The sequence below is a fragment of the Aggregatibacter valvarum genome, from assembly GCF_980468985.1.
Map to the genome: position 1 here is coordinate 1,535,731 of NZ_OZ413141.1, position 13,828 is coordinate 1,549,558.

The 13,828-nt window shown below is 40.3% G+C and carries 14 protein-coding genes and 4 tRNA genes; 6 read left to right on the forward strand and 12 right to left on the reverse strand.

Annotation, left to right across the window (positions count from 1 at the left end; genetic code table 11):
- The first annotated feature begins 10 nt into the window (after nucleotides 1–10).
- Nucleotides 11–961, forward strand: a complete 951-nt coding sequence (locus AC30SF_RS07185; protein WP_021615156.1) for a ribose-phosphate pyrophosphokinase — start codon at nucleotides 11–13, stop codon at nucleotides 959–961.
- A 281-nt stretch (nucleotides 962–1,242) separates the two neighbouring features.
- Here the strand turns inward: AC30SF_RS07185 and trxA are convergent, their stop codons facing one another.
- From trxA to AC30SF_RS07200, 3 genes are all read right to left on the reverse strand, one after another.
- Complete coding sequence (trxA, locus tag AC30SF_RS07190; RefSeq protein WP_021615158.1) at nucleotides 1,243–1,566, reverse strand: thioredoxin; 324 nt, start codon at nucleotides 1,564–1,566, stop codon at nucleotides 1,243–1,245.
- Nucleotides 1,567–1,686: 120 nt separating this feature from the next.
- Nucleotides 1,687–2,682: a 2-hydroxyacid dehydrogenase gene (locus AC30SF_RS07195; RefSeq protein WP_033002311.1), complete on the reverse strand. Its 996-nt coding sequence runs from the start codon at nucleotides 2,680–2,682 to the stop codon at nucleotides 1,687–1,689.
- 19 nt (nucleotides 2,683–2,701) lie between these two features.
- Nucleotides 2,702–3,811 (reverse strand): methionine biosynthesis PLP-dependent protein, encoded by a 1,110-nt coding sequence (locus AC30SF_RS07200; RefSeq protein WP_314117324.1) that lies wholly within the window; start codon nucleotides 3,809–3,811, stop codon nucleotides 2,702–2,704.
- A 241-nt stretch (nucleotides 3,812–4,052) separates the two neighbouring features.
- Here AC30SF_RS07200 and AC30SF_RS07205 point away from each other — a divergent pair.
- The 4 genes from AC30SF_RS07205 to AC30SF_RS07220 all read left to right on the forward strand — a co-directional run bounded on the left by AC30SF_RS07205 (nucleotide 4,053) and on the right by AC30SF_RS07220 (nucleotide 4,448).
- A tRNA-Gly gene (locus tag AC30SF_RS07205) sits at nucleotides 4,053–4,128 on the forward strand.
- A gap of 7 nt (nucleotides 4,129–4,135) precedes the next feature.
- A tRNA-Cys gene (locus AC30SF_RS07210) sits at nucleotides 4,136–4,209 on the forward strand.
- A gap of 27 nt (nucleotides 4,210–4,236) precedes the next feature.
- Nucleotides 4,237–4,323 (forward strand) — tRNA-Leu (locus tag AC30SF_RS07215).
- Between the two features lie 49 nt (nucleotides 4,324–4,372).
- Nucleotides 4,373–4,448, forward strand: a tRNA-Lys gene (locus AC30SF_RS07220).
- A gap of 628 nt (nucleotides 4,449–5,076) precedes the next feature.
- Here AC30SF_RS07220 and pal read toward each other — a convergent pair.
- The 9 genes from pal to AC30SF_RS07265 form a co-directional block, all read right to left on the reverse strand.
- Nucleotides 5,077–5,544 (reverse strand): peptidoglycan-associated lipoprotein Pal, encoded by a 468-nt coding sequence (gene pal / locus AC30SF_RS07225; protein WP_295976232.1) that lies wholly within the window; start codon nucleotides 5,542–5,544, stop codon nucleotides 5,077–5,079.
- Between the two features lie 14 nt (nucleotides 5,545–5,558).
- Nucleotides 5,559–6,839 (reverse strand): Tol-Pal system beta propeller repeat protein TolB, encoded by a 1,281-nt coding sequence (tolB, locus tag AC30SF_RS07230; RefSeq protein WP_489608022.1) that lies wholly within the window; start codon nucleotides 6,837–6,839, stop codon nucleotides 5,559–5,561.
- Between the two features lie 35 nt (nucleotides 6,840–6,874).
- Nucleotides 6,875–8,143, reverse strand: a complete 1,269-nt coding sequence (tolA, locus tag AC30SF_RS07235; RefSeq protein ID WP_489608023.1) for a cell envelope integrity protein TolA — start codon at nucleotides 8,141–8,143, stop codon at nucleotides 6,875–6,877.
- 18 nt (nucleotides 8,144–8,161) lie between these two features.
- Nucleotides 8,162–8,584, reverse strand: coding sequence for a colicin uptake protein TolR (tolR, locus tag AC30SF_RS07240; protein ID WP_021615164.1), 423 nt, complete (start codon nucleotides 8,582–8,584; stop codon nucleotides 8,162–8,164).
- A gap of 82 nt (nucleotides 8,585–8,666) precedes the next feature.
- Nucleotides 8,667–9,356, reverse strand: coding sequence for a protein TolQ (gene tolQ, locus AC30SF_RS07245; RefSeq protein WP_021615165.1), 690 nt, complete (start codon nucleotides 9,354–9,356; stop codon nucleotides 8,667–8,669).
- A 23-nt stretch (nucleotides 9,357–9,379) separates the two neighbouring features.
- The gene (ybgC, locus tag AC30SF_RS07250) at nucleotides 9,380–9,790 is read right to left on the reverse strand and encodes a tol-pal system-associated acyl-CoA thioesterase (protein ID WP_209364449.1); all 411 of its coding nucleotides are present in this window, start codon (nucleotides 9,788–9,790) and stop codon (nucleotides 9,380–9,382) included.
- 106 nt (nucleotides 9,791–9,896) lie between these two features.
- The gene (ybgE, locus tag AC30SF_RS07255; RefSeq protein ID WP_021615167.1) at nucleotides 9,897–10,184 is read right to left on the reverse strand and encodes a cyd operon protein YbgE; all 288 of its coding nucleotides are present in this window, start codon (nucleotides 10,182–10,184) and stop codon (nucleotides 9,897–9,899) included.
- A gap of 112 nt (nucleotides 10,185–10,296) precedes the next feature.
- Complete coding sequence (cydB, locus tag AC30SF_RS07260; RefSeq protein WP_209364448.1) at nucleotides 10,297–11,436, reverse strand: cytochrome d ubiquinol oxidase subunit II; 1,140 nt, start codon at nucleotides 11,434–11,436, stop codon at nucleotides 10,297–10,299.
- A gap of 14 nt (nucleotides 11,437–11,450) precedes the next feature.
- On the reverse strand, nucleotides 11,451–13,016 hold the full coding sequence (locus tag AC30SF_RS07265; RefSeq protein WP_021615169.1) for a cytochrome ubiquinol oxidase subunit I: 1,566 nt from the start codon (nucleotides 13,014–13,016) through the stop codon (nucleotides 11,451–11,453).
- 445 nt (nucleotides 13,017–13,461) lie between these two features.
- Between AC30SF_RS07265 and AC30SF_RS07270 the strand changes: the two genes are divergently transcribed.
- A complete protein-coding gene (locus tag AC30SF_RS07270) occupies nucleotides 13,462–13,803 on the forward strand; it encodes a DUF5339 domain-containing protein (RefSeq protein WP_021615170.1) in 342 nt (113 codons plus the stop codon).
- Nucleotides 13,804–13,828 lie beyond the last annotated feature (25 nt).

Consider the following 13,828-nt stretch of genomic DNA (forward strand, 5'->3'; position numbering starts at 1 on the left):
TTAAACGAATATGCCTGATATTAAACTCTTCGCCGGTAATGCGACACCGGAACTCGCCAAACGTATTTCAATATGCTTAAAAACCAAATTAAGCGATGCAACCGTTGGCCGTTTTAGTGACGGTGAAGTGCAAGTGCAAATTAATGAAAATGTTCGTGGTAGCGATGTATTCATTATCCAATCCACCTGTGCACCCACCAATGACAACTTAATGGAATTGTTAGTAATGGTTGATGCACTGCGTCGCGCTTCAGCAGGCCGTATTACCGCTGTGGTGCCTTATTTCGGCTATGCCCGCCAAGATCGCCGTGTTCGTTCTGCGCGTGTGCCAATTACCGCAAAAGTGGTGGCAGATTTCTTATCCGGTGTCGGCGTTGACCGTGTATTAACCTGTGATTTACACGCAGAACAAATCCAAGGATTCTTTGATGTGCCGGTGGATAACGTATTCGGCTCTCCGGTGTTAATTGAAGATATTTTAAAGAAAACTGACTTAGTGAATCCAATCGTGGTCTCTCCGGACATTGGCGGTGTTGTGCGTGCCCGTGCTGTGGCGAAACTATTAAATGATACAGATATGGCAATCATCGATAAACGTCGCCCACGTGCTAACGTTTCTCAAGTCATGCATATTATCGGGGATGTGGCTGATCGCGACTGTATCTTGGTAGATGACATGATCGATACCGGCGGTACTTTATGCAAAGCCGCGGAAGCATTAAAAGAACGTGGTGCAAAACGTGTATTTGCTTATGCGACTCATGCGGTTTTCTCCGGTTCCGCAGCAAAAAATCTTGCCAGTGATGCCCTTGATGAAATCGTTGTGACCGATACTATTCCTCTTACCGATGAAATTATCGCATTAGGAAAAGTGCGTGCCTTAACGCTTTCAAAAATGCTCGCCGAAGCGATTCGCCGTATCAGTAATGAAGAATCTATTTCAGCGATGTTTGATGAATAAGGCATAAATAAACGCTAATACATTCAAATCTTCCTTATTGCGCCCAAGTTAATGTAATGCATTAAGTTGGGCGTTTTTCTTAGATAAACCCAATGATCTTTGATGAGTAAAACGGCAGGACAAGTTTCTGGAAGTGATATTAATCGGAGAATTGAGGCTTTCTGCATTTAGTTAAAGGACTGATACCCTCCTTTAGGAAACATTTTAAGATAAATTAATCTGACAGCAACAAATCTTAGAAGTCGCTGCCAGATTCAGTATTATCTTCGCATCAAAATGCGTTAGATATTTTGATTGATGAATGCGGCTAATTGATTTTTAGGCAATGCACCTACTTGGCTTGCCACCGGTTTGCCGTCTTTGAACAACAATAATGTTGGGATACTACGAACACCGAATTGTGCCGGTGTAGCTTGATTGTCGTCGATATTGATTTTCACAATCTTTACTTTACCGGCAAATTCAACTGCCAACTCGTCTAAAACTGGGGCAATCATTTTGCACGGACCACACCATGGTGCCCAAAAATCTAACAATACCGGCACATCGGAATTGACCACATCGGCTACGAAAGTCGCATCGCTGGAATGTAATACTTCACTCATTTTTCTGTCCTTATTTCTTTTGATGAATCATGCCATTTGATCTGGCATTGCTTGTTTAAGTGTCTGCGCATAATAGCATAGCGTAGAGCCATTCGCACAAATTAGTTTAATTGCTGAAAACTAAGATGGTAGCACCTTGTTATCACAAGGCTTACCGCTCCCCACCGCATAAATATTTGATAAGGTCACATCGGCAATACTGGTTAATGCCTCTTCTGTTAAAAAGGCTTGATGCCCTGTGAGTAAGACATTGTGACAAGATGATAAGCGGCGGAAAACATCATCTAAAATGACTTCATTAGATTTGTCTTCAAAGAATAAATCTCTTTCGTTTTCATACACATCCATTCCTAAAGAACCGATTTTACGTTGTTTTAACGCATCAATCGCAGCTTGCGTATCAATTAAAGTGCCACGACTGGTGTTAATAATCATGACGCCATCTTTCATTTTGGCAAACGCATCACGATTTAATAAATGGTAGTTTTCCGGTGTAGCAGGGCAATGCAACGTAATGATATGTGAACGATGATAAATTTCATCTAACGTCACGTATTCCGCTCCAAGCTCTTCTGCTGCCTTATTTTTAAACGGATCATACGCCAAAATATGCATACCGAACCCTTTTAGAATGCGCATAACAGCCACACCAATCTTACCGGTACCAATCACCCCAACAGTTCGGCCATGCATATTAAAACCTATCAACCCTTCCAAAGAAAAGTTCGCTTCACGAGTCCGTTGATAAGCGCGGTGAATACGGCGATTTAACGTCAGCATTAGCCCAACCGTATGTTCCGCGACAGCTTCCGGTGAGTAGGCCGGTACACGAACCACAGTTAAGCCTAGCTCTTGTGCTGCTTTTAAATCCACATTATTAAAGCCGGCACAACGTAATGCGATAATTTTTACGCCAAGTGCGGCCAATTTTTCCAACACTTTTCGGCTTCCGTCATCATTAACAAAAATGCACACGGCATCACAATGTTCCGCCATTTTTGCTGTTCGCTCGCTAAGCATAAAATCAAAAAACTCTAGCACCAGCCCATACTTAGCATTAATTAATTCTAAATATTTTCGGTCATAACTTTTTGTACTGTACACCGCAACTTTCATTTTGCCCTCCGTGAATGACTTATTTAAGCTGTGCAAACGCCTGCATTAAATCCGCTTTAATATCCTCAATGTTTTCTAATCCTACTGAAAAACGCAATAGATTATTTGTAATACCGCGAGCAATACGCTCCGCTTCAGGAATATCCATGTGCGTTTGCGTTGCCGGATAGGTAATAAAACTTTCCGTGCCACCAAGGCTTTCAGCAAAGGTAATCAATTTAATGGCTTTTAAGAAAGTATTTACCCAATTTTCATCCTGCAAACGGAAAGAGAGCATTCCGCCCTTATTTGGGTATAACACATCTTTAACTTGTGGCTGTTGGCGTAAAAATTCGGCAACCGCTTTCGCATTTTCTTCATGACGTTGCATACGTAAAGCTAAAGTCTTCATGCCTCGAATGGTTAACCAAGAATCAAATGGTGATAGCACCGGACCAGAACCATTTTGAATGTAAAATAGACGATCACATAATTCCTGCCCTTTCGCCACAATTAAACCAACCAATACATCATTATGGCCGGCAATATACTTCGTGCCACTGTGGATAACAATGTCTGCGCCATGCTCCATTGGACGGAACAACACCGGTGTTAAGAACGTATTATCCACAATAAGTAATAAATTGTGTTTTTTCGCCACCTTCGCAATCGCATCCACATCACATTCTTCCATTAACGGATTAGAAGGGGTTTCAATAAAAATGGCTTTAGTATTTGGCGTAATCGCCGCCTCAATCTCACTGACAGACGCGGTATTCACATAGACCGGTTTCACACCGTGCGTATTTTTATAGCAAAAATCCAATAATCGATAGGTGCCACCATATACATCGCTGGATACAATCCACTCATCCGGTGAGGTAAAGAGAGACATTAGTAATTGAATTGCCGCCATACCGGAAGAACAAGCAAATCCGAGATCACCTTTTTCTAATTTAGCAATAGTTTCTTCTAGTACACTGCGGGTCGGGTTTTTCGTTCTTGTGTAATCAAATCCGGTACTTTCACCGATGCCATGATGCCCATAAGCCGTAGAAAGGAAAATTGGTGTGGAAACTGCACCGGTCCGCGCATCTGTACGATTACCGGCTTGAGCCAATAAGGTATCAATCTCATATTCTTGCGTCATAAATCCTCCGATAAAATAACAAAATTTTATACCGCACTTTTGATAAAAATCGTGCATGCATTTTGGCACAAAGCACAATGTGATTAAAGGAGATTTTTATAACGCTTTCATCAAATAAATGAAAAATTTACCATTGAAATTTTAAAATTTGCATTTTTTTTCAACAAACACATTTATTTTTCTAAATTGTTTATTGACAGTGAGACATAAGTCAGTAAAATGCACGCCACTAACAGCGAATGCGGGAATAGCTCAGTTGGTAGAGCACGACCTTGCCAAGGTCGGGGTCGCGAGTTCGAGCCTCGTTTCCCGCTCCAAACTAACGGCGTGTTAGCAAAGCGGTTATGCACTGGATTGCAAATCCATGTAGCTCGGTTCGACTCCGGGACACGCCTCCATAACCTTTTAGCGCAGTTAGTTATTTTGCCCGAGTGGTGGAATCGGTAGACACAAGGGATTTAAAATCCCTCGCCTTTCGAGGCGTGCCAGTTCAAGTCTGGCCTCGGGCACCATTTTAAAGATAATTTATTCTTTAAAATCCTCTAAATAAATCATATCGTTGGGTCGTTAGCTCAGTCGGTAGAGCAGCGGACTTTTAATCCGTTGGTCGAAGGTTCGAATCCTTCACGACCCACCAAATCAATCAATATTTTCAGATTAGTTTCCTAGTGCGCCATTTCTTTTTGTAAATGTCCTTCATTCAAGTAAATGAATTGTGAACATTAGTCACTTTTTTTAAAAAGTAACATTATTCTACTCTTACCTGCTCTACTATCCCTAGCAAAAGCAAAAATGTTTCAATACAATTTTTAATCTCTTTATTAGCTTGCCTGTAAAATCGTACACAATATTAGATCCGATAATAAACCATAAACGAATAATTTAAGACTATGCTATAATTAACTCGTTTTTTATTAACAAATTAGGTACCCCATGAAAAAACTACTCTTTATACTTGCCGGCATATTAACAATCACGGCTTGCTCTCAGCCCAAAGATATCTATTTTAACGGATCCGAGGGATCTCACTCTGGATTAAAATACGATAAAACAACGAAAACCATTGGGATAAACCCATAGTTCTCTAAAAAGTGCAGTGAAACTGCATTTTATACTGTTATACACAGATTATAGGAAACACTCTCTTATAAGCCTTTCAGAGATTCAAAGGCATCATGTGAATCTCAGAGAAAGATAATTTTCATTCTTTCTTCCATAATAAAAAACCGAGCATAAGCTCGGCTTTTTTATTCGTCTTGCAAAAATTAGTATGCTAACACAGCACGACGGTTTTTAGAGTAAGCAGCTTCGTCATGACCTAATACTGCTGGTTTTTCTTCACCGTAAGAAACGGTAGAGATTTGGCTACCTTGAACACCTTTAGAGGTTAAGAAGCTTTGCACTGCGTGTGCACGACGTTCACCTAATGCCATGTTGTATTCTGGTGTACCACGTTCATCGGTGTTACCTTCAACACGAACACTTGTTGCTGGGGTAGCTGTCAAGTATGCAGCATGAGCATCTAAGATTTGAGCATATTCGCCTTCAATATTGTATTTATCAAAACCGAAATATACAGTGTTATAACGTTGTTGCAAATCTTGAACAGAATAGCCACCAAAAGTTTGGCCATTACCATTACCGTTACCGTTTTCAGTTTTATTTGAAGATCCGCAAGCTGCTAATACAGCTACAGAACCAGCAACTAACAATGCTTTAGTTAATTTATTCATTGAATTCTCCTTGTTTATTTAGTTAAGTATGGTGACCAAGCTGGAAATTTCACTTGTCCATCATTTCCTGGTAAACGTGCTTTAAAGCGTCCGTCTGTGGACACTAATTGTAACACCTTTCCCAAGCCTTGGGTAGAGCTGTAAATAATCATAATACCATTAGGTGAAATACTCGGACTTTCATCTAAAAAAGTTGAACTTAGCACTTCGGAGCTACCTGATGCCAAATCTTGTTTCACGATGTTATTACTTCCATCTACCATCACCAACGTATTGCCATCTGCGCTGATTTGGCCACTACCACGTCCACCAACTAAAGATACACCGCCACCGGTTGCACTCATACGGTAAACTTGCGGAGAGCCGCCTCTGTCGGAGGTGAACACGATTGATTGGCCATCAGGCGACCAAGATGGTTCGGTATTATTACCTGCGCCACTGGTTAACTGAGAAACCTGTCCACTACCCAAATTTATTACATAAATATTTAATACACCATCTTTTGAAGACGCAAAAGCTAATCTTGAGCCATCCGGAGAAAATGCCGGCGCCCCATTATGTCCAGGGAATGACGCGACGACCTTACGCGCCATGGATCCTAAATCTTGTAAAATAATTTGCGCTTTTTTATTTTCAAAAGAAACATAGGCAAGTTTTTTGCCGTCAGGAGACCATGCCGGAGACATAAATGGCTGAGAACTCTTATTAATAATGAATTGATTAAATCCATCATAATCTGCTACGCGAACTTCGTAAGGCTGAGAGCCCCCATTTTTTTGTACAACATACGCAATACGGGTTCTAAATGCGCCACGAATACCGGTTAATTTTTCAAAGGACTCATCACTCACCGTATGAGCACCATAACGCAGCCATTTTTGTGTCACCGTATATTGATTTTGTGAAAGAATCGAACCGGCACTTCCCATGGTATCCACTAATTGATACGCAATATCAAAGCCTCCATTGGATGGGGTAACTTGCCCAACAATAACCGCTTCAATACCTTGTGCAGACCAAAGTTGAGGATTAACCTCCGCAGCTGACGTCGGTTGTTGAGGCATTTTCCCCACTGGCATAGGATTAAATTTTCCACTATTGCGCAAATCGTCAGAAATGATTTGCGCAATATCCGCCGGGGCACTGCCCGGTCCGTTCCACTTAAAAGGCACGACAGCGATTGGACGAGCAGAATCCATTACCTCATCAATTACGATACGTACTTCTGCCTGCGCTACGGACGAGAGTCCTAATAGCATGATCAATAAACTAAAAATTCGAATAACAATTTTCATTTGTTCTCCTATCGTTTTAAAAACGCAATAAAAAATTACCGCACTTTTCTTGGGTCAAATCCAAGTGTAAAACTCTTAAACATTTGATACTCTTCCGGTGTTGGCGCTCTACGCATTTTTTTCGCTTGTGAAATCGCATTTAATGCTGCAGCACATAAATCATTTGGTCCGGATTTTTTCTCATATGACAAAATAGTTCCATCACTCGAAATTTCCATTTTAATATCGCAAACTTTGCCGATAAATCGATTATCACCACGAAAATACGGTTTTATCGAAGAGTAAACAATGCCGGCATAGGCCGAGCCGGTTTTACCACCGTCACCCGCCCCCATTGATGCACCTGCACCAAGGCTTCCTTGTTTATTTGCATTACCACCCCGTGTTGCGCTACCTCCACCGATGTCACCACCGTTAAAGAAATCATCTAGCGCATTTTGATCTGCTTTCCGTTGAGCATCGGCTTTCGCCTTAGCTTCAGCCTCTGCCTTCGCTTTTGCATCTGCTTTTGCCTTGGCTTCCGCTTTTGCTTTCGCTTCGGCATCCGCCTTTGCTTTAGCCTCTGCTTTTGCCTTAGCTTCTGCATCCGCTTTTGCTTTAGCCTCAGCTTGTGCCTTAGCTTCTGCATCGGCTTTTGCTTTCGCTTCGGCATCCGCTTTTGCTTTCGCTTCGGCATCCGCCTTTGCTTTAGCTTCTTGCTTTGCTTTTTCAATAGCTGCAGCCTTTGCTTTTGCCTCTTCTTCAGCTTGTTTTGCCGCAGCAGCTAACCGTTTTGCTTCAGCATCTGCTTTTAATTTAGCTGCCTCAGCAGCTTGTTTAGCCTTAGCTTCCTCAGCTTGCTTTTGTTTTTCAAGCGCTTCCAGACGGGCTTTTTCTTCCTGCTGTTTTTTCTGCTCAGCTAATAATTTTTGTTTTTCCTGCTCTTTTTGTTGTTCCAGTGCTTTTTGTCGAGCAATTTCTTCTTGGCGTTGTTGCTCTTCTTTTAACGCCTCTTGTTGTTTTTGTTCTTGTTGTTCTTCCTGTTTTTGCGCTTGTTCTTCCTGTTTTTTATCTTCTAAAGATTGTTTTTTTTGCTTTTCGGCTTGACCTTTTTTCTGCTGTTGAATTCGACCCCATTCTTGTGCGGCAGAACCGGTATCAACCATGACTGCGCCAATCACTTCGCCATCATCACCTTCTCCGCCGCCCATAATATCAACGTTATGATAGAGCGAGCTCAAAATTAATAACACAAACAAAGCCAAGTGCATTATGATCGAAATCACAACGGCATTAACATCGCCTTTTTGTCGCTTATTCTGCACACTCGTTACCTATATTTATTAAATGGGATTTGTCATTAATCCAACTGATTTAATGCCGGCAAGGTGAAGTAAATTCAGTGCTTTAATCACCTCTTCATAAGGCACATCCTTTGCACCACCAACTAAGAACATCGTATTGTTATCTTTATCAAACTCTTGTTTTGATAATTGGGTAACCATATCTTCAGTTAAATTTTCCGTACGGTTACCACCAATTGAAATGGCGTACTGCCCCACACCCGATACCTCTAAAATAACCGGTGTTTTGTCTTCAGTAGACACATTTTGGCTTTGCACGGCATCCGGCAATTCAACTTCTACACTTTGACTAATAATAGGCGCCGTAGCCATAAAAATTAAAACCAATACTAAAAGCACATCCAAAAATGGCACAATATTGATTTCAGATTTGATATCGCGACGCTGACGACGATAAGACATATCAACCCTCTAAACTGAGAATTCTAAAAACAGCTAAAATAATGACCGCACTTTATCAAAATGCGGTGAGAACTCGTTACAATTAATTATGATGCGTTTTACCAAACACTTGACGGTGTAATATAGTTGTAAACTCATCAATAAAATTGCCGTAGTTTTGCTCTAATTTATTTACACGTAAACTTAAACGGTTATAAGCCATAACAGCCGGGATCGCTGCAAATAAACCAATTGCTGTTGCAATTAACGCTTCAGCAATTCCTGGTGCAACCATTTGCAATGTCGCTTGTTTTGCTCCGCTTAATGACATGAATGCGTGCATAATCCCCCAAACCGTACCAAAAAGACCGATATATGGACTAATAGATGCAACGGTTGCCAAGAATGGAACGCGCGTTTCAATATCTTCAATTTCGCGATTCATAGATAAATTCATTGCACGGGTACTTCCTTTAATGATAGCTTCCGGTGCATCTGGGTTTGCTTGTTTTAAACGCGTAAACTCTTTAAAACCAACATAAAAAATCTGTTCGCTACCGGTTAATCCATCACGACGATTAGACAACCCTTCATATAATTTATTTAAATCCTCGCCCGACCAAAAGCGTTCTTCAAATACCATGGATTCTCTTAAGGCTTTTGTTAACACACGGCTACGCTGAATAATAATTGCCCAAGAGGTGATTGAGAAAGCGATAAGAATCAGAATCACTAACTGAACAACGATACTCGCTTTTAGAAACAAATCTAAAAAGTTTAACTCTGCGGTCATTATATGCTCCGAAAATAATTTATTTATATTTGATGAGTTAGCATTGTCTTGATTACCTGTGGGATCGCAACAGGTTTCATTTTTCCAAGATCAACATAGGCTACCTTTACAGTAGCCTGACACAACGTTAATTCATCTCGTTTAATTGCTTGAGAGAAAATGAGAGAAGCCCCTTTTATTTCCGTAATACTGGTTTCAATATGTAATAAATCATCCAATTTTGCCGGAATTCGGTAATCCACATTCATGGATTTAACGACAAAGGCACTTTTATTTTCCGCTAACAATGCTTGTTGAGAAAAATTAAATGTTCTTAAATATTCTGTTCTAGCACGCTCTAAAAAATGCAAATAACGAGCATGATAAACGACTCCACCTGCATCCGTATCTTCATAATAAACACGAGCAGAATAATGAAAAACACTTTGTTCCAATTTTTCTTATCCCTAACCAAACTTCAAAAGGCAAGAAGTTGGCTATTTTAAAATGCTACAAAATGATTAGCAAGTAGCACTCATAAAAATATGCGTTGGATTATCTCTAAGTGAGTAGATTGTTAAACAGTGCGATAATTGCTGCAACATAGCCGAACCATGGCATAAAAATTGCGCGCCAAAACGCAGCTCGAATATCAAAACCGATACCATGAATCCATAAAATGACAACACCCCAAATCACTGCCAAAACATAATAAAATTCAACCGCTCTTAGCTGTGTTGAGAATTGATTGACATTTAAAAAGAAAAAAATCGTCAGTGCCAGTGCCAAAACAAATGAAAGGGTTCGTAACGAACCCTTATTTGCTAATTGATACAATGCGTTAATCATGCATTACTCGTCGAATTGACCTGAACGCTCTTTGTTCATTGTAATTTTTGCACTTACGCCTATCGCGAATAAAACACCGATGACCCAAATTGCATATAACATATTATTCTCCTTAGTATAAGGTGTTTTTATTGTCTTCAACAAAGCTTTCATCTAAACGACCAAACATTTTGTAGTATGACCAAATAGTGTAAAGCAATGAGATACTCACGAAGACTAATGCGAGATAGAACATTAACGTTAAGGTTAGTTCACTTGATGTTGCATCCCACATTAATAAGCTTTGTGCCGGGTGAGTACTTGAAGGCATCACAAATGGGAACATGGATACTGCTGCCGTAATAATCACGCCTGCCATGGTTAATACAGAGAAGAAGAACGCAAAACCACAACGATTTGCTTTAGAGGCAACCACATTTAATAAGGCACCAATAACAACCAATGCTGGGAAGATCCACAAAGCCGGAGTCTCGTTGAAGTTCTTGAACCATGCACCAACTTCAACCGCCACTTCTTTGCCGGAGGCTGGAGAAGATGGGGCAAAGTGATCCAATACGCTGGTTACAACATAACCTTCTTTAAAGGAAAGCCATACGCCCGCAAGAACAAAGGTAATTAATGTCACTAATGCGCCAATTTGGGTAATGGCTCTTGCACGATTGCGCAACTCTGCCGTTGTTTTCATTTGTAACCAGTTTGCGCCGTGTGTCACTAACATGGCAAGACTTAGCACGCCGCAAAGTAGTGCAAATGGGTTTAATAATGCAAAGAACGAACCTGTATAGGTCACTTGTGAAAGCTCATTTAATTCAAATGGCACACCTTGCAATAAATTACCAAATGCTACACCGAAAACTAATGCTGGTACAAAACCGCCGGCAAACAAGCCCCAATCCCATACTGCACGCCATGTTGGGTTATCAATTTTTGCACGATATTCAAAGCCAATTGGACGGAAAAATAATGCCGCCAACACTAAGAATAAGGCAATATAGAAACCGGAGAAGGCTACGGAATACACAATCGGCCATGCCGCAAAGATTGCACCACCGGCAGTTAATAACCAGACTTGGTTACCATCCCAGTGAGGAGCAATGGAGTTGATCATAATACGCTTTTCAACTTCTTTTTTACCGGCAACCGGTAAAAGTGCGGTCACGCCCATATCAAAACCATCGGTAACAGAAAAACCGATGAGTAATACAATGACTAGCACCCACCAAATAATACGTAGAAATTCATAATCAATCATAATTCGTCTCCTGCTTATTTAGATGATTGCTCAAAGTAGTATTTACCGGTTTTTAATGCGCTCGGACCTAAACGGGCGTATTTAAACATTAAGTACATTTCAACAATAATAAAGAAGAAATAAAGCACACAAATTAACCCGATAGAGAACCAGAGATCACTCACACTTAAATTGGATGCCGACACACCAACAGGCAATACTTCATAAATCGCCCAAGGTTGACGACCATACTCAGCTAGGAACCAACCAAATTCAATGGCTAAGAATGGCAATGGTAATCCCCATAACAATGCTTTAAGGAGTAATGGTGATGCAGTGACTCGACTACGTAAATTTTGCACAAATGCACCAAACGTTAATAAGATAATTAAACCACCGGCAGCTAACATTCCACGGAACGCCCAGAAGTTCGGACCGACATTAGGAATGGTATCACGTGCTGCTTGTTTAATTTGATCTTCCGTTGCATCCACAACTTTATCGGTATAACGTTTTAACAACAATCCAAAACCAAGATCGCCTTTCACTTCATTAAATTGCGCTTTAGTTTCTGGGTTAACCTGACCTGTTGCTTTTTTCTGTGCTTTTAACTGAGTAAACAAATCATAGGCCATAATACCATTGCGAACGCGCGTTTCATTTTTTGCTTGAAGCTCTTTTAGACCGGTAATTTCTTTATCTAAAGAACGTGTAGCAATTAAGCCACCAAGGTATGGAATTTCAATCGCAAAATCATTACGCATTTCTGCGGTATTCGGAAGAGCAACAGGATGGAATGGCGCTGGCGCAGCATGCGTTTCAAATTCAGCTTCCATCGCCGCTAATTTTACAGGTTGCGCCTTACCAATATCGTAACCGGATTCATCGCCCATCACTAACACAGCAATTGAGGCAATAAATCCCCAGGTAGCAGCAATAGAGAAAGAACGCTTAGCAAAGCCAAGATCACGACCTTTCAACAAATAGTAAGAACTGATTGCCAACACAAAGAACGCACCGGCAACATAACCGCCAGATAAGGTATGCAAGAATTTACTTTGTGCAACCGGATTCAACCATAAATCTAAGAAGCTGGTCATTTCCATACGAACGGTTTCAAAATTAAATTCTGAACCTGTCGGTGATTGCATCCAACCATTTGCCACCAAAATCCACATCGCAGAAAGGTTTGAACCGAAAGCGACACAATAAGTTGCCAATAGGTGTTTCCCTTTTGTTAGGCGATCCCAACCAAAGAAAAATAAACCCACAAATGTTGATTCTAAGAAGAATGCAAGCAATGCTTCGATCGCCAACGGCGCACCAAAAATATCACCTACATAGTGAGAATAGTAAGACCAGTTCGTACCAAATTGGAATTCCATAATGATACCGGTCGTTACCCCTAGGGCAAAGTTAATCCCAAATAACTTACCCCAAAATTTTGTCATATCTTTATACACTTCTTTACCTGTTACGACATAGGTCGTTTCCATGATGACAAGCACGAAAGACAATCCTAGTGTCAGCGGTACAAAAATGAAGTGATACAGCGCCGTTAAAGCAAACTGTAATCTTGAGAGTTCAACAACGTCTAACATCTCGACTCCTTGTAAAAGCTACAAGTCCTTAAATTCATGATTACTAAGTAATCACCCCATAAACATCAAAAATGTTTTGAATTTGCATAAGAAAATTATCTTTATAATGACTGCGGCTTAATTTGGATAAACATCAGTGATTACATAGACAACCCAAATGATTGGCACATTCTACTACTAAATATAGGGATAAAGAATAGAGAAATATGTCGCAAAGATCACATTTTTGAAATTAAATCAAAAACAACTCAAAATAAGTAATTTAGGCTAAATTGATCAGGATCAAATTATATATTCTATTAACATAATTTCAACATCTATTCACTTTAACTGCATAAAAATGAGGGTGATTCGAAAAAAGAGACTAGACATCACAAAGGGATTCTGATAACTTCATGCAAGATTTACACTTTGAAGATAACTTGAACAACAAAAAGGCTTCAATATGACACAAAAAATAACGCACATTTTTACCGCACTTTTCACGACAATGATGGTTGCAAGTGTTTCAAATGTAGCCAATGCCGCAGACGTGGATAAAGACAAAAACGCAAAATCCATTGCTAACGTTCCACAACAGTGCAAGGATTTATTCAGTGAAACCGAAAATTTGATTGCAGAAGCGGAGAAACAACCGGGTACACACCCTCAAGTCAATAAAATCCGTAGCAAGCTCAATCAAAGTAAAAAACAAATTCTTGAAATGGAGTTAGCTACGCAAATTAAAAGTTGCGATGTTGCCATGGCGAAACTCAACAGCATGAAACAACAGCAACAAACACAGTAATTTCTCACGAAACAAAAGGCTTATT

Bases quoted from the DNA above. Each gene is read 5' to 3' on its own strand.
- AC30SF_RS07270 (WP_021615170.1), top strand. From the start codon at position 13,462: ATGACACAAAAAATAACGCACATTTTTACCGCACTTTTCACGACAATG.
- AC30SF_RS07185 (WP_021615156.1), top strand. From the start codon at position 11: ATGCCTGATATTAAACTCTTCGCCGGTAATGCGACACCGGAACTCGCC.
- cydB (WP_209364448.1), bottom strand. From the start codon at position 11,436: ATGATTGATTATGAATTTCTACGTATTATTTGGTGGGTGCTAGTCATT.
- AC30SF_RS07200 (WP_314117324.1), bottom strand. From the start codon at position 3,811: ATGACGCAAGAATATGAGATTGATACCTTATTGGCTCAAGCCGGTAAT.
- trxA (WP_021615158.1), bottom strand. From the start codon at position 1,566: ATGAGTGAAGTATTACATTCCAGCGATGCGACTTTCGTAGCCGATGTG.
- AC30SF_RS07195 (WP_033002311.1), bottom strand. From the start codon at position 2,682: ATGAAAGTTGCGGTGTACAGTACAAAAAGTTATGACCGAAAATATTTA.
- ybgE (WP_021615167.1), bottom strand. From the start codon at position 10,184: ATGATTAACGCATTGTATCAATTAGCAAATAAGGGTTCGTTACGAACC.
- tolQ (WP_021615165.1), bottom strand. From the start codon at position 9,356: ATGACCGCAGAGTTAAACTTTTTAGATTTGTTTCTAAAAGCGAGTATC.
- AC30SF_RS07265 (WP_021615169.1), bottom strand. From the start codon at position 13,016: ATGTTAGACGTTGTTGAACTCTCAAGATTACAGTTTGCTTTAACGGCG.
- tolR (WP_021615164.1), bottom strand. From the start codon at position 8,584: ATGTCTTATCGTCGTCAGCGTCGCGATATCAAATCTGAAATCAATATT.
- pal (WP_295976232.1), bottom strand. From the start codon at position 5,544: ATGAATAAATTAACTAAAGCATTGTTAGTTGCTGGTTCTGTAGCTGTA.
- tolB (WP_489608022.1), bottom strand. From the start codon at position 6,839: ATGAAAATTGTTATTCGAATTTTTAGTTTATTGATCATGCTATTAGGA.